The organism is Butyrivibrio hungatei (genome assembly GCF_900101605.1).
GTDB lineage: Bacteria > Bacillota > Clostridia > Lachnospirales > Lachnospiraceae > Butyrivibrio > Butyrivibrio hungatei_B.
Genome location: NZ_FMUR01000010.1, coordinates 82,546 through 97,732, shown reverse-complemented (window position 1 = coordinate 97,732; position 15,187 = coordinate 82,546). Strand labels below are relative to the sequence as shown.

General features: G+C 42.5%; 12 protein-coding genes. 6 read left to right on the top strand and 6 right to left on the bottom strand.

Annotation, left to right across the window (positions count from 1 at the left end; all coding sequences use genetic code 11):
• Positions 1 to 79: 79 nt before the first annotated feature.
• Both BLP87_RS09065 and BLP87_RS09060 read right to left on the bottom strand, forming a co-directional pair.
• Positions 80 to 922, bottom strand: a complete 843-nt coding sequence (locus BLP87_RS09065; RefSeq protein ID WP_074462413.1) for a hypothetical protein — start codon at positions 920 to 922, stop codon at positions 80 to 82.
• A gap of 695 nt (positions 923 to 1,617) precedes the next feature.
• On the bottom strand, positions 1,618 to 4,413 hold the full coding sequence (locus BLP87_RS09060) for a Tex family protein (RefSeq protein ID WP_074462412.1): 2,796 nt from the start codon (positions 4,411 to 4,413) through the stop codon (positions 1,618 to 1,620).
• Positions 4,414 to 4,630: 217 nt separating this feature from the next.
• On the opposite strand from BLP87_RS09060, the gene BLP87_RS09055 reads away from it, so the two are divergent.
• The 6 genes from BLP87_RS09055 (at position 4,631) to clpX (ending at position 10,825) form a co-directional block, all read left to right on the top strand.
• Positions 4,631 to 5,029 (top strand): hypothetical protein, encoded by a 399-nt coding sequence (locus BLP87_RS09055; protein WP_074462411.1) that lies wholly within the window; start codon positions 4,631 to 4,633, stop codon positions 5,027 to 5,029.
• Between the two features lie 9 nt (positions 5,030 to 5,038).
• Positions 5,039 to 5,533: a hypothetical protein gene (locus tag BLP87_RS09050; RefSeq protein ID WP_074462410.1), complete on the top strand. Its 495-nt coding sequence runs from the start codon at positions 5,039 to 5,041 to the stop codon at positions 5,531 to 5,533.
• 17 nt (positions 5,534 to 5,550) lie between these two features.
• Entirely contained in the window at positions 5,551 to 6,291 is a 741-nt protein-coding gene (locus BLP87_RS09045) for a DUF975 family protein (RefSeq protein WP_074462409.1), read from the top strand.
• Positions 6,278 to 8,200 carry a glycoside hydrolase family 2 protein gene (locus BLP87_RS09040; RefSeq protein WP_074462408.1) on the top strand — a complete coding sequence of 641 codons (1,923 nt, stop codon included), beginning with the start codon at positions 6,278 to 6,280 and terminating at the stop codon, positions 8,198 to 8,200. The genes BLP87_RS09045 and BLP87_RS09040 overlap by 14 nt, the downstream gene beginning before the upstream one ends.
• A gap of 87 nt (positions 8,201 to 8,287) precedes the next feature.
• Positions 8,288 to 9,226, top strand: coding sequence for a carbamate kinase (arcC, locus tag BLP87_RS09035; RefSeq protein WP_074462407.1), 939 nt, complete (start codon positions 8,288 to 8,290; stop codon positions 9,224 to 9,226).
• 24 nt (positions 9,227 to 9,250) lie between these two features.
• Complete coding sequence (clpX, locus tag BLP87_RS09030; RefSeq protein ID WP_074462406.1) at positions 9,251 to 10,825, top strand: ATP-dependent Clp protease ATP-binding subunit ClpX; 1,575 nt, start codon at positions 9,251 to 9,253, stop codon at positions 10,823 to 10,825.
• A gap of 81 nt (positions 10,826 to 10,906) precedes the next feature.
• Here the strand turns inward: clpX and BLP87_RS09025 are convergent, their stop codons facing one another.
• The 4 genes from BLP87_RS09025 to BLP87_RS09010 all read right to left on the bottom strand — a co-directional run bounded on the left by BLP87_RS09025 (position 10,907) and on the right by BLP87_RS09010 (position 15,166).
• Positions 10,907 to 12,430: a S1C family serine protease gene (locus tag BLP87_RS09025; protein ID WP_074462405.1), complete on the bottom strand. Its 1,524-nt coding sequence runs from the start codon at positions 12,428 to 12,430 to the stop codon at positions 10,907 to 10,909.
• 99 nt (positions 12,431 to 12,529) lie between these two features.
• A complete protein-coding gene (locus BLP87_RS09020) occupies positions 12,530 to 12,799 on the bottom strand; it encodes a hypothetical protein (RefSeq protein WP_074462404.1) in 270 nt (89 codons plus the stop codon).
• Between the two features lie 81 nt (positions 12,800 to 12,880).
• The gene (gene galE, locus BLP87_RS09015) at positions 12,881 to 13,897 is read right to left on the bottom strand and encodes a UDP-glucose 4-epimerase GalE (RefSeq protein ID WP_026667862.1); all 1,017 of its coding nucleotides are present in this window, start codon (positions 13,895 to 13,897) and stop codon (positions 12,881 to 12,883) included.
• Positions 13,898 to 13,936: 39 nt separating this feature from the next.
• On the bottom strand, positions 13,937 to 15,166 hold the full coding sequence (locus BLP87_RS09010; protein WP_074462403.1) for a UTP--glucose-1-phosphate uridylyltransferase: 1,230 nt from the start codon (positions 15,164 to 15,166) through the stop codon (positions 13,937 to 13,939).
• Positions 15,167 to 15,187 lie beyond the last annotated feature (21 nt).

Genomic DNA, 15,187 nt, shown 5'->3' with positions numbered 1-15,187 from the left:
CCTCTGTTTGCTGATATTTCACTTATAATTTCTAAAGCAATTCTTTTTCCATACTCGAATTTGATAACGGTATTTTCCCCTATTTACAAAACATCCATCTGACACACTTTTCAATTTCTCGTATGTTAAGCGGACATCCGCTTGATTCATAAGTTATAAAAAGATTCTTCCCGGCAAATATCCCGCTTTTCCTGTACTCTTCTATTTTCTGAAGATTATGCATTCTATATTCTTTGTCATCGATAAGCCCCATATGTTCATGATAAATTTCCTGTCTGCTTGCCACATCAAGAACAGTAAAATCAGGATAAGTTATCCTTCCGTTTTTAAGCCGAAGCTCCGCTTCATATCGATAAGGAATCCCCAGCTCATAATACATGTTTGCCAGCATGACTTCAGATTTTGATCTGACCATATCCCCCTTCTTGGTAGAATAGACCTTTTCCTCAGATTTAAAGTTATTATTCTTATATTCCTCTTTTTCCCATTTAGCGGCATATTCATAATTACTCATTAGCATAGGCACAACCAGCTCTTTCTTATCTGCGCTCATCCCGGAATAAACCATGTCGGATTGATATAAGATATCTTTTTTGCTTGATTCCATGACCACAACCTTTCCCAATGCCTTTATTATTCTTTTTATTTCTTCCTTTTCTTCTTTCGCACATTTTATCTGCTTATCAATATATTCTCTCTGAGCAAGATTTCTTATAAGTTCTTTATCACTCTTCCTCAAATATTTTCCACAGGTGTCATTCTTCTCGGTTATCCGATAATACTCAACCACGCCTCTGTTGTGATTTATCCTAAGCCTTCCTTGCGGTAGCTCCTTCTCAACCTTTTTTCCATTGCATATGACTCTTTCGAGCTCTTTTTGCCTTTTCTCCAATGTGTACATTATATCTTGAATCTGTAACATAATTCTCCTCACCTTCCGGAGCCCAGGTTCGCTCCTATCAATTCATCTGAAATATAGTATTTTTTTGGCGCTAAAGTATTCTGCAAACCTTGCCTTTTTCACCTGCAAAAATAGTCATACAGATAAGGCGCCAACATCATTAGTGATTTATCTGTGTTTTTAGCGCTTTTTTAGGGCATTTTCAGCCAAAATCCCAGATAAAAGAACAATATATGCTTGTTCTATCTGTGTTTTTTCTAAAATTCATCGCAAATTCACAGATAATTGCACCCGCTTTTATAATTTCTATCTGTGAATCCTCCTGTTTTCTCTCGTAGAATGAAATTTAAAACTCGTAAATTTAAGCCTCGAAATCTTACACTATCTATGAAATATCCCAAAATCCCATTTTTAAAACATCAAAAGAAATCATGCCGGAGCCGGCAAGATGTACACTTGAAATTGAATCAATCAACTCAAGTTGCAACAAGAAAAGCAAGTAACACAACCTTATTCTGCCGTGTCTGCTCTATAACACGTTTGAAAAACGTCTGAAAAGCATTATATTTCCAACAGGACTCATTGGCAAGTTCAAAATTATAAAAATGTCAGCAAAAAGTCATTTCTTGCCATAAAAACTCCCGACCGGGCAAATCCGGTCGGGAACCATCTAATCAGCACACATGTCTCAAACAAAACGGTGCTTACGTATTTTTTCAATCATTTGCGTTGCCTTTAAAAATGACAATGCCCTTCTTCTTGAATTTCTTTACAGGTGCTGCGCCATCTGCAGATGACGATACCGTAGCGCTAGAAGTAGCCGTCTTAGAACCCTCCGTTTTCGTAACAGTCGCCTTCTTAGCACCCTCCGCCTTCGCAACAGTCGCCTTCTTAGTAACTGTCCTCTTAACGGGAGAAGCGGCTTTTGCTGCCTTCTTGGTTGCTTTAGCTTCTTCATCCTTTGCTTTTGCCTGAGCTGCCTTGGCGGCATTCTGCGCACCGCGCGCTGCTCTTTGAGCTTCAGCCTCAGCCGCAACCTGCGCAGCGTCTCTGATCTTCATTGAAAGAGAGATTCTCTTCTTATCAACTTCGACATCAAGAACCTGAACATCCACGATATCTCCTACGCTCACAGCTTCAAGCGGATGCTTGATAAATCTGTCGGTGATATGTGAAATATGAACAAGTCCGTCCTGATGAACTCCGATATCTACGAAACATCCAAAGTCAATTACATTACGGACAGTTCCCTTAAGCACCATGCCGGGCTTTAAGTCCTTCATATCAAGAACATCACTTCTAAGTATCGGTGCAGGCATGTTTTCACGAGGATCTCTTGAAGGCTTTTCAAGCTCGCTCAAGATATCGGTAAGAGTGATCTCTCCTACGCCAAGTTCCTCTGCAAGCTTTTTCTTGTCACTTTCAGAAATCTTGTGAGAAAGAGAACCTGAGAAATTGCCCTGCGCGCCTGTATCAGAGCCGGCTCCATTCACACCGTTGCCATCTCCGAAAGCCCCGGCGCCTTTGCCACCATTCTTTCCTGCTTCGCTTCCGACATTTGCAGAACCGCCTTTGGCTCCTGAGTTTTTACTCTTAGGATCATCTTCCACAACAGCCAGGTTGCTTCCCGCAAGTGCTGCTGCAAGAGCAGCACCCATAGCTGTATTGGTGTTCTTGATAACAACCTGCTTGGGCTTTTTCTTGGGTGCGGGTTTATTCTCGGGACGTGCTGCGGGCTTTTCAAGAACAGCTTTTGCTGCGTTCTTCTGAGCCGCACGAACATCATCAAATGTTATTCCAAGCTTATCCATAAGCTTGAGTGTTGCATCATATGACTCGGGATGCACACTTGTAGCATCAAGAGGATTCTCTCCGTCGGCAATCCTTAAGAATCCCGCGCACTGCTCATATGCCTTTGGTCCGAGCTTCGGAACTTTGAGAAGTTCTGCTCTGCTCTTAAACTTACCGTTTTCTTCCCTGTAATCAACGATATTCTTGGCAATAGCCTTGGAAATACCCGAAATATACTGAAGTAGCGGCGCAGATGCGGTATTGAGATCAACACCTACTTTATTAACACAGTCCTCGACAACACCTTCAAGTGTCTCTCCGAGTTTCTTCTGATTCATATCATGCTGATACTGACCGACACCGATTGACTTGGGATCGATCTTAACCAATTCTGCAAGTGGATCTTGAAGTCGTCTTGCTATGGATGCCGCGCTTCTCTGACCAACATCGAATTGTGGGAACTCCTCGGTTGCAAGTTTACTTGCAGAATAAACAGAGGCACCCGCCTCATTTACGATCACATACTGAACCGGTCTATCAAGTTCTTTTATAAGCTCAACGATGACCTGTTCCGACTCTCTTGAAGCCGTACCGTTTCCTACAGAAATAAGGTCAACATTGTATTTATCGATAAGTTTCTTGAGGTCAGCCTTGGCTTCCTCAACTTTATTCTGAGGCGCTGTGGGATAAATAACCTTTGTATCAAGTACTTTTCCGGTAGCATCAACTATCGCAAGCTTACATCCCGTCCTGAATGCGGGGTCCCAACCAAGTACGGTCTTTCCGACAATAGGAGGTGCCATAAGTAGCTGAGTCAGGTTCTTTCCAAATACGGTGATCGCGCCATCTTCAGCATTTTCTGTAAGCTCGTTTCTTATATCTCTTTCAATAGCAGGTGCTATCAATCTCTCATATGCATCCCTTGTAATCTCTTCGATGACCGGAGTAGTCACAGGGTTATCTTTTGTAATTATCTTAGTATTAAGATATCTTAATATATCCTCTTCGGGAGCCTGTATCTTAACCACAAGGAACTTCTCGGCCTCACCTCTGTTAAGCGCAAGAACTCTGTGTCCGAGAACTTTTTTCACAGGTTCATCGTAGTTATAATACATCTCATAAACGCTCTGAGCCTTCTCATCCTTAGCTCTTCCAACAAGGATACCGTTCTCCATTGTTGCTTCTCTTATATACTTACGATAGTCGGCATTGTCGGAAATATCTTCGGCAATAATATCCATTGCTCCGCTAATGGCCTCATTCTCGTCATTTACACCTTTTTCGGCGTCAACGAAAGCTTTTGCGGCATCTTCCAGCGAACCTGTGATCTCCTGCGCGAGAATGATCTCGGATAATCCTTCAAGTCCTTTCTCTCTGGCAATACTCGCCCTTGTCTTTCTCTTGGGACGATAAGGAAGATAAAGATCCTCGATTGCAACCATAGTTTCAGCCGCAACGATCTTAGCCTTAAGCTCATCCGTCATCTTGCCCTGCTCTTCGATTGAAGCAAGAACCTGCTCTCTTCTCTCCTCAAGACCTCTTAAATACTTAAGTCTCTCATCAAGATTACGAAGCTGCTCGTCGTTTAATGAGCCCGTTACTTCCTTTCTGTAACGTGAGATAAAGGGAATGGTGTTACCTTCATCAATAAGCTTAATAGCGGCCTCCACCTGCCACTTTTCTACTTTAAGCTCCTCTTTAATCTTTAATACTATATCCATACCTACCTCGCAGTATATATATGCTTTGCGTGCAATAATTATGATAAAAAGAATAATTTTTGATTATATTTTCATAAACCGCACACTTCTGTATTATACCAAGCCTTGCGGCCGTATTTCAAGAGTCCGTGAAATGTCGAAGCATTGTAAAATACGGGGTTTTATACTAAAATTTAAGTAATTAACCACAAAAACACAAGGAGTAACTATTTTATATATGCCCGAAAACAACGACGAAAATTACTATTACAACAACTATAACTACAACAAAGCGCATAACGAGCTGGACAGCCACGTAGCACTTGCTACTTTCGCCAGAATCCTAGGGATGTTTTCAATCCCGCTTTGTCTTATCTTTTATACAGGTATTATTCTCGGAGGCGTAGCGATTGTTCTGGCTATTTTGTCCAAAGGAATTGCAAAGACATTTCTTCCGCAGGCCAAAAAAGCTATCATACTCGGAAGTGTCGGTGTAGTTCTCGGATATTTCATGATGATCACCAGTATTCACACGGTACTTAACGATCCCGAGCAGCGCCAGCAGCTCAACATAATGTCCGAGCAGATGTACGGAACCAGTTTCGACGAGATGTTAAATGATATAAAATTGAGGTAATTTGAAGTTATGAGTATTATCGGTGCGATCGGCAGCGGATATTCACCAAACAGATCAGCCGCCGTCGGCACAAGTGCTGTAGCCGGAACCAAACCAATATTAAATCCCAATGCCTCCACCGCGAAGGCTCCGGGAAGGGTATCATCTCCCGCAGAGTGCAAAACCTGCAAGAACCGCAAGTATCAGGACGGTTCGGACGAGATGGTTTCCTTTAAGAGCGCTCAGCACATCAGTCCGCAGTCCGCTCCTGCGAGAGTACGCGGTCACGAGGCTGAACACGTAAGCAATGCCTACAAGGACGCCGCAATGAATAACGGCAAAGTTCTTCAAGCCTCGGTTTCACTAAAGACCGCAGTTTGTCCCGAATGTGGCAGAACCTACGTCTGTGGCGGCGAAACGACCACCAAGATAAAGTACGAAAACGAAAGTAACCCTTATGAAAAAGAAAGAAAAGCAATGCACCGTCAGGGACTTGTCGGCGCAAATATAGACCTTATGGGTTAAGTTGGGAGCAATTTTTAATGACTAATCTTAAGACAGCGGCAGAATTAAAGGCAATCGCCAAAGAAAGATCACTTGATAAATACGGAATTTTAATACTTGCCAATATTATAATTTTCGTTCTTCAGATGGCTATCTCGAGCATTGTGACAATTTCAGACTCGGGTAGCCTTGTTATATTTACAATAAATGAAATAATCATCCTTATAGTTCAGATATTATTGGGAATTTTGGTCTCGGGAAAAGCTTATCTGTACATGAACCTGATCTATTCACAGACAGTTTCAACAAGCGACATTTTCTTCGGACTAAAACAGCACCCGAACAAAGCGGTCATGATTCAGTCACTCTTTGTACTGGCGGACTTTCTCGCAAGTCTCCCCGCTTCAATCATTTTGTTTATACTGACACCCGATTCACCTTTTTCCCTTCGAATCGCGCTCTTTGTCGCCGTAGCGATCGGAATTGTCGTGAATATCTACGTGTCACTTACATATTCGCAGGCTTTTTATTTATTACATGATTATCCTGACAGATCGGCAAAAGAGCTCCTTGCATACAGCAAATCTCTCATGCAGGGTAACAGGTTAAAGCTCTTTTATCTTCATATAAGCTTCATTCCGCTTATCATATTTGGATGCTTGACCTTTTTCATTCCGCTTTTGTGGATTTCTGTCTACAGATATGCAACACTGACAGCGTTCTATCAAAATCTCATCGCTGCCGGAAATACAGGAAAGGTTGAAAATGGACTTAATTGATGCAATAAAAGCAATCGACAAACCTCACGAGGACGATGTGCTTAACAGATTATACACGGTATGGGGCGAGAACCTTGACAAAGACAACGTTCTTCCGGAATATCCCAGACCACGCTTTGTAAGAGACGAATTTATAAATTTAAACGGTACATGGGAATACAAGATTGTTCAGGATATATCTGCAAACGTTCTCCCCGCAGACATGAACGGCGAGATCCTCGTACCTTTTTCCCCCGAAAGCTTTTTATCGGGTGTTGAAAAAAGACTTCTTCCCGATCAGATTCTCTGGTATAAAAAGGTACTTCCACCACTTAAAAGGAAACATGCAAACTCAAGATTTCTTCTGCATTTCGGCGCTGTCGATCAGTTTGCCGAGATATATGTGAACTCTTCTTTTGTAGGCTCGCACGTCGGCGGATACCTTCCTTTTACACTGGACATAACGGATCATCTCAAGTTTACAGACAATGAAAGTACCGCTCTTAACACTCTTATTCATGTTAAAGTCAGGGATACCAGCGACAGCTCTTACCACAGCAGAGGTAAGCAGACGCTCAGACGAGGCGGAATGTATTACACAGCCCAGAGCGGAATCTGGCAGACCGTCTGGATTGAAGAGGTCCCCGAGACATATATAAGAGAACTTATCGTCACACCCTCACAGGATCTTAAAAGCTTGACCGTCGAGGTTTCTACAAACAAGCCTTGCGACATCAATGTCAGTATTCCGGGATGTGAAACAAAAGAGCCTCAAAAATCCGTAAAACATTTTAACTCCGAGCGCGAAAATCTCTTTTCGTCAGACACATATCCTTCCAACGAAGCCGGCGCAAAAGAATTTGCTCCTTCGGGATATAAATTTTCTTTTACTATAGAAGATGCACATCTGTGGAGCCCCGAAGATCCTTATCTGTATCCGCTTCTCATTGAAGCAGGCGATGACAAGGTTGAGTCCTACTTTGCCATGAGATCTTTCACCATCGAAGAAGATGATGCGGGAACAAAGCGTTTCTATCTTAACCGCAAACCCTACTTCCTCATGGGGGTTCTGGATCAGGGTTATTGGCCGGACGGACTCTACACCGCTCCTTCTGACGAGGCGCTTATATTCGATATAACTGAAATGAAAAGACTTCATTTCAATATGATGAGAAAACACGTAAAGATCGAGGCTGCGCGCTGGTACTACCACTGTGACAGACTCGGAATGATAGTATGGCAGGACATGGTGAGCGGCGGTTCATCCTACGCAAAGCCCATGGTCTCCTATCTCCCGACTCTTTTCCCAAAAGTATTCGGAAGAATGTCGGACGGCCCCGCGTATTACAAGACCTTCTCAAGGCACTCGGCAGAAGGCCGCAGAGAGTGGCTTAACGAGATGCAGAACACGATAAGATACCTCTACAGCGTACCTTCAATAGCAACATGGGTTCTGTTCAACGAAGGCTGGGGACAGTTTAACGCCGCAGGTGCTACCGTTATGGCAAAAGAGCTCGATAAGACGAGGCCTATCGATCAGGCCAGCGGCTGGTTTGATGAAGGAAGCGGTGACTTTAGAAGTGTTCACAACTACTTCAGACCGCTTGCAGTGGAAAAAGATCCAAAGAACAGAGCTTTTGTAATCTCCGAGTACGGCGGATTCACCTGCCACATAGACGGGCATTCAAGTGTCGACAGGGTATTTGGCTACAAGAAATATGACAACCTTGAAGCACTCGGCGTTGCGTATTACAACGTAATAAACGCAAACATTATACCGCTCATCTCAAAAGGACTGTCGGGTGCGGTATATACACAGGTCAGCGACGTTGAAGAAGAAGTAAACGGACTTATGACCTATGACAGAAAGATAACCAAAGTAAACCCCGATCTCGATCCCAACGTATATGCAAGGCTGCACCGTGATTGACGGTGTTTCACTTCCAAAAAAGGCGCAGTTATTGTAAAATAAATTATTATCTTATTAAGCACAGATATGTGCAGAAATGAGGCCAACATGAAAAACAACATAGCAGTAGTTTCTCTCGGACACGAAGCGCTCGGAGTGACTACACACGAACAAAAAAATGCAATGAAGCATACGGCAACGGTACTCGCCGACCTTATAGAAGCAGGCTATCAGCTTGTTATAACTCACAGTAACGGACCTCAGGTCAGCATGATCCACAAAGCAATGACTGAGCTTCACAGAATGTATATCGACTACACCTCCGCTCCTATGTGCGTATGTAATGCAATGAGCCAGGGCTACATAGCCTATGACATTCAGAGTTCTCTTAAAACGGAGCTCTCAAGCAGAGGACTTTCCAAACCTGTAGCTTCAATCCTTACACAGGTTACGGTAGACCCCTATGACGAAGCTTTCTACTCACCGACTAAGGCAATCGGACGCTATATGTCCAAAGAAGATGCCGACATGGAGGTCAAGAAGGGAAACTTTGTAGAGGAAGATCCGGAAAAAGGCTACAGAAGAATTGTTGCCGCTCCTACCCCCATCAAGATTGTTGAGCTTGATTCCATCAAGACTCTTTTAGATGCGGGACAGGAAGTTATCGCATGCGGCGGCGGCGGAATCCCGGTAATCGAGCAGGGGCACGTACTTAAAGGCGCTTCAGCGGTAATCGAAAAAGATGCCATCGCAGGACTACTCGCTTCAGAACTTAGTTCTGACAGACTTATCATTCTCACATCGGTTCCTAATGTATATAAGAATTTCGGCAAGGATGATCAGGAACCCATCCTTAAAATGAACGTTAAAGAAGCAAAAGAGTACATCGAAGCAGGCGAATTCGGTGAAGTTAATATGCTTCCCAAGATCAAGGCTGCAATGAAATTTCTTGAATCAAACCATAACGGTTCGGTTCTTATCACTTCTATTTCATCTGCATCCGATGCACTCAAAGGAAAAGCCGGAACATTCATTACTTTTGAATGATCGGATTTCCTTAATGGAGAAAATATGGTAGATAACAGAGACGATAACTTCGATTTCAGAGAAGTTAAAGATGAAGAATTAAACAATAACGATACTAAAGACACAAACGATAGTCTTTCAGGCGCGTCGGACAATTCGGAGACTGAAAAAAAAGAAACCGATAACAACAACGACAAACCTGAATTTGAAGACGTTTGTTTCGTGTGCAGAAGACCTGAAAGTAAGGCGGGCAAGATGTTCCACCTTCCCAACAACATCTGCATCTGTGAAGACTGTATGCACAAGACAATGGAAACGGTCACACAGTTTGATTATCAAAATCTTCTGAACAACCCCAATCTTATGAATGAACTCAATAAGAATATGGGAACATTTCCGAATGTGAGCTTTTTCAACTTAGGTGATATACCCGGTGATTTCAACATGGGCGGTATCCCTAACTCACAGAGGATCAAGAAAAAAAGCGAAGCAAAATCAAAGCCCGTTATAGACATAAGGAATATTCCCGCTCCTCACAAGATCAAGGCCAAACTTGATGAATTTGTGATTGGACAGGACAAGGCCAAAAAAGTCATGTCTGTTGCGGTTTACAACCACTATAAGAGGGTTGCCACAGACACCATGGATGAGATTGAGATTGAAAAATCAAATATTCTTCTCCTTGGTCCCACAGGTAGCGGTAAGACTTATCTTGTTAAGACTCTTGCCAAACTCCTCGATGTTCCGCTTGCCATCGCAGATGCAACATCACTTACAGAGGCCGGCTACATCGGAGATGATATCGAAAGCGTTGTAAGCAAGCTCCTTGCAGCTTCAGGCAACGATGTTGAAAAGACAGAACACGGCATTATCTTTATCGATGAAATAGATAAGATTGCCAAAAAGAAAAATACAACAGCAAGAGATGTAAGCGGCGAGTCCGTTCAGCAGGGAATGTTAAAGCTACTTGAAGGCTCAAATGTCGAAGTCCCTGTAGGTGCGGGAAGCAAAAATGCCATGGTACCTCTTGCCACAGTTAATACAAGAAATATCCTGTTTATATGCGGCGGTGCTTTCCCCGATCTTGAGGATATCATAACGCAAAGGCTTAATAAACAGACATCAATCGGTTTTGATGCCGATCTTAAGGATAAATATGCAGACGATCCCAACATTCTCTCAAATGTAACTGTTGAGGATCTTAAGAAGTTCGGTATGATACCCGAATTTCTGGGAAGACTTCCCATCATCTGCACATTGCAGGCTCTTACAAAAGAAATGCTTATCAAGATTCTCAAAGAGCCCAAGAATGCCATCCTTAAGCAGTATCAGAAGCTCCTTGCTCTGGACGAGGTCGATCTTAGATTTGACGACAGTGCTCTCGAGGCAATTGCCGAGAAAGCCTTGGAAAAAGAAACAGGTGCACGTGCCCTCAGAGCCATCATCGAAGATTTCATGCTTGATATCATGTATGAGATTCCTAAGGATGACAACATCGGTCGTGTGACCATCACAAGAGAATACATTGAAGGAAAATCCTCACCTCTCATCGAGATACGAGGTGAAGGAATACATCCGCAGATTCCTGTATTTAACAAGGAACAGGCAACTCTAGTATAAAAATTTTAAGGCAGTTCAAAATGAATTTCCATTTTGAACTGCCTTTTTGATTGATTAAATACATTTTCGATTATCTTAATATCAGCCGCCTGTGCCTTCCTTCTCATCATCTGAAGCACTGTCGGATTCGGCATGCGAATCATCATCTTCCGATGAACCTATATTCTTATTTGACAGCTGCACCTTAACATCTATCGTATCGTACTGATTTCCGTTCGGTCTGAGTATTGTTATATTGACCGAAGTTCCAACAGCATAATATCTAAGCTTTGAATGAAGCTCTTCCATGGATCCGATCTCGGTTCCGTCAAACTTTACGATGACATCACCTTTTTCAATGCCGGCCTTTTCTGCTCCGCCTCCGGAAATAGTCTCATAAACATATACTCCCTGAGGAATTCCGTACTTCATTGTATCTTCGGCCGAAACACTTATTCCTTGGATTCCAATAACTCCCTGCTCCTCTTCTTTTACTTTCTTCTTGGTCTCCTGGTTCATAAGCTCTTCAATCTTAGGTTTTGCAAGTGAGATAGGAATCGCATATCCCATACCTTCGACTGCCGCTTCACCAATCTTGATAGAGTTAATACCGATTACTTCACCTTTGATATTAAGAAGCGCACCGCCCGAGTTACCGGGGTTAATAGCCGCATCAGTCTGAATATATACCTTGGATGAGCCCTCGCCCATATCAAACTTTCTGTTGATTGCTGAGATAACACCTGTTGATACGGACTGTCCGTATCCGAGAGCATTACCGATCGCGATAGCAGGCTCACCAAGTGTAAGCGCGTTACTGTCACCAAGTGTTGCAACTTTAATCTTTGAAGCTGTATCGGCAGGAATATCCTTAAGAGATACAGCGATTACAGCAAGATCCATCTCGGGGTCGGGACCCTTTAAATCTGCCTGGACAGCTTTTTTAGCCGCCTCTTCATCGGACGATCCATCGGAAAAGATAACTTCGATTGAATCAGCTCCGTCTACTACGTGGAAGTTTGTTGCAATCAAAAGCTCTGAATCATTCTTGCCGACAATAATTCCGCTTCCAGATGCGTAAAGTCCCTCAGATTCCTGACCGTATCCAAAAAAGCTTGATGACTTGATACGGTTGTTATGAATAATAACCATCGAGGGCATAACTTCCTGAACAACTCCGGTCACATCAGTTACAGTAGCTTTTCCGATGTTTGATACCGTCGTAGTAGCTATATTGTCTGATTTTGCACCGGTATCCTCTTCCGCTTTATCAGTATTGAAAGAGAATAACGGCTTGTCCTTACCGTATGTGCGGTATAAATATCCGCCTGCGCCTATACCGCCGAAAATCGCAAGCACCACAATAATTGAAACTAAAATCTGCAGACCTCTCTTCTTAGCAGGTCTTTCCATATTACTCATAGCATTCCCCATTACATTTCCCGCATTGGAATACTGATAGGCTCCGTAATTATTTCCTCCGCTACCATATCCATATGCGCCATTTCCAGTCAAATCTCCGTTATATGTCTTATCATCGGAATAATTATAGTTAGTGTAGTTATAACTGTTGTATGAGTTAGACGAATTTACACCATTTTTCTCCCGGTTTACATCATCATACATAGTATCTACCTTCTTCCTTTTTCTATTTGTTAAAATAAGTATAGTTTCATTATGTGTCGAAATTGTGTTTATTTTATTATAAAAAAATAACGTAAATTTTTAATAGTCTTCTTCGATAACTTGTATCTCCATATAATCAAAATCGATCTGCTCCACAAACGCATCCTTGTTGAATCTGCACTTCGCGTGAAGCTGAAAATCTTTTACTATATTATCAAGCCAAATAGGTTTGGAAAGATCTAACTCATAGCACGCCTTCTCAATGGCGTTCATAACTTTATGTGTTCTTGTGTCATTTGATTCGTCGCAAACGACCATATCTTTTACAAGGTGGTTGTCATCCACCAATCTTACCCATAATCTAAACATTTTATCTCCTGCTGATGCGATATTAAAAACCGGTCGCATGTTCACAATAGAGCATACGACCGACATATTTTTACATCTTAATTATTCATCATATCCGTTAGGATTCTGACTCTGCCACTTCCATGAATCTGCGCACATCTCTTTTATTCCGTACTGCGCATGCCATCCAAGCTCTTTTGCCGCTTTATCCGCATTAGAGTAACACGTAGCAATATCACCTGCGCGTCTGGGCTTGATCTCATAAGGGATCTTAACTCCCGTTGCTTCCTCAAAGTTCTTGACTATATCAAGAACGCTGTATCCAACACCTGTGCCAAGATTATAGATATTAAGTCCGCTTCCGGGCTCAAATTTCTTAAGCGCCTTAACATGTCCGAGTGCAAGATCCACAACGTGGATGTAATCGCGCACACCGGTTCCGTCATGTGTGTCATAATCGTTACCGAATACATTGAGCTGAGGGAGCTTTCCTACAGCAACCTGTGTGATATAAGGCATAAGGTTGTTAGGGATTCCATTCGGATTCTCTCCCATTGTTCCGCTCTTATGTGCTCCGATAGGATTGAAGTAACGAAGAAGAACAACGTTCCACTCGTTATCAGCCTTATAAATATCGGAAAGTACCTGCTCAAGCATTGATTTTGTCCATCCGTAAGGATTTGTGCATGTTCCCTTAGGACATTCTTCTGTGATCGGAACAAAAGCGGGATCTCCGTATACGGTTGCAGATGAAGAGAAAATAATGTTCTTGCAGTTATGTTTTCTCATAACATCAACAAGGGTGAGTGTTCCCGAGATATTGTTCTCATAGTATTCCCAAGGTTTTTCAACGGATTCTCCGACCGCCTTAAGTCCTGCAAAATGGATGACTCCATCAATTTTTTCTTTTGAAAAAATCTCTTCCAGACCTTCACGATCTCTGATGTCTGTCTCATAGAAAGGTACTTTTTTGCCTGTGATCGCTTCAATTCTTCCGATTACTTTTTTGCTCGCATTGGCAAGGTTATCCATTACAACAACGTCATATCCGGCATTTTGAAGTTCAACAACAGTATGTGAGCCGATATAACCTGCTCCTCCTGTTACCAATATAGTCATATTATTACCTTCTTTCAGCAAATATTTTTCTGTCTGTTATCAAAGCTCGATTCCGTTCTTCTTGCAAAGTTCTCTTGCAGATTCAACCGAATCAACACCTGTCTTATTTTTGATAGGTGCAAACTCATGCTCTCTTACAACCTCATAAGGAAGACATGTATCAAGCATGTGGATCATATCGAGAACGAGCTGCTCAAACTTGCATCCGTTCGGAGTCTCGGGCTTAACGAGATTGGCATTCTCGTCTATGTAAGGAATCTTTTTCTCAACAACATGAAGAGGAAGTTCCTTCTGAGCAATTTCATAAAGAGCTTTCTCATTGAACATATAGTTGAGAATAACTCCGTAGTTATAAGCGGGATCGCCGTTTTCGTCCTTGGCATCCATCATCTCCTGTGAGAGCTCATAGTACTCTACGATTGAAGGCTTGCCGTCTTCAAGACACATAACGCCTACCTTCTCATCGGGTGCGTTCTTTCTAACAACTTTGGCTCCGCAAGAAACCTTAGCTGCAACTGTAGCGCCAACGAAACAAGGATCTGCGATTCTCTGAAGGACATTATCAACAGCAAAAATGTCTATCCATTCGATGCCCTCTTTTACGATGACATCACGAAGACCCGCTTTAAGAAGTGATGAATACCAGCCTGCGTTACCATTGGGAGAAGTTGAAATTCTTGACTTGCTCTCCATGTATACCTTTCCGTCATAATCGGATGCCGGTGCCATCTCCTGCTTAAAGAATGTGATCTTATCTTCAGGATAACCGAAGAAGTTTTTCTCCTTAAGGAAATTAACAGTAGCATCATTGTTCTTTTCACTTGTCATGATAAAAAGACGGATGTATGTGCCATCTGCCTGCTTAACTGTATCAAGTAGATTCTCGATTATTCTCTGAAAGATATAAACAGGCTTGGTTATACCGATGTCATACATTCCCTTCGGATTGTCCGATCCAAGTCTTGTTCCCATTCCACCTGCAAGAAGAACTGCAGCAACTTTGCCTGCCTTGATCGTCTCAACGCCAAGCTTTGTAAACTCATCTTTCCTCTTCTCGATCTCTGATACCTGAAGAGCCGCCAAAGGTGCAAACTCTCCTCTTTTGTCAGCATGTCCAAGATTCTTACAATTGGCAAGTACCGCAAAATCCGTGTCCTCAACCTGCGCAAGAAGCTCCTGCTTCTCTGAATCGCTAAGTTCGGAATAGTACTTAAGTACATGCTCCTGCCCGTACTTCTGTAATTTCTCTTTTGCTTCTTCGATGTTCATTTTTAAATTTCCCTCCGTTTA

Excerpts from the sequence above, each read along its gene's own strand:
- galE (WP_026667862.1), bottom strand. The coding sequence starts at position 13,897 with ATGACTATATTGGTAACAGGAGGAGCAGGTTATATCGGCTCACATACT.
- BLP87_RS09050 (WP_074462410.1), top strand. The coding sequence starts at position 5,039 with ATGAGTATTATCGGTGCGATCGGCAGCGGATATTCACCAAACAGATCA.
- BLP87_RS09010 (WP_074462403.1), bottom strand. The coding sequence starts at position 15,166 with ATGAACATCGAAGAAGCAAAAGAGAAATTACAGAAGTACGGGCAGGAG.
- BLP87_RS09060 (WP_074462412.1), bottom strand. The coding sequence starts at position 4,413 with ATGGATATAGTATTAAAGATTAAAGAGGAGCTTAAAGTAGAAAAGTGG.
- clpX (WP_074462406.1), top strand. The coding sequence starts at position 9,251 with ATGGTAGATAACAGAGACGATAACTTCGATTTCAGAGAAGTTAAAGAT.
- arcC (WP_074462407.1), top strand. The coding sequence starts at position 8,288 with ATGAAAAACAACATAGCAGTAGTTTCTCTCGGACACGAAGCGCTCGGA.
- BLP87_RS09020 (WP_074462404.1), bottom strand. The coding sequence starts at position 12,799 with ATGTTTAGATTATGGGTAAGATTGGTGGATGACAACCACCTTGTAAAA.
- BLP87_RS09065 (WP_074462413.1), bottom strand. The coding sequence starts at position 922 with ATGTTACAGATTCAAGATATAATGTACACATTGGAGAAAAGGCAAAAA.
- BLP87_RS09040 (WP_074462408.1), top strand. The coding sequence starts at position 6,278 with ATGGACTTAATTGATGCAATAAAAGCAATCGACAAACCTCACGAGGAC.
- BLP87_RS09045 (WP_074462409.1), top strand. The coding sequence starts at position 5,551 with ATGACTAATCTTAAGACAGCGGCAGAATTAAAGGCAATCGCCAAAGAA.
- BLP87_RS09025 (WP_074462405.1), bottom strand. The coding sequence starts at position 12,430 with ATGTATGATGATGTAAACCGGGAGAAAAATGGTGTAAATTCGTCTAAC.
- BLP87_RS09055 (WP_074462411.1), top strand. The coding sequence starts at position 4,631 with ATGCCCGAAAACAACGACGAAAATTACTATTACAACAACTATAACTAC.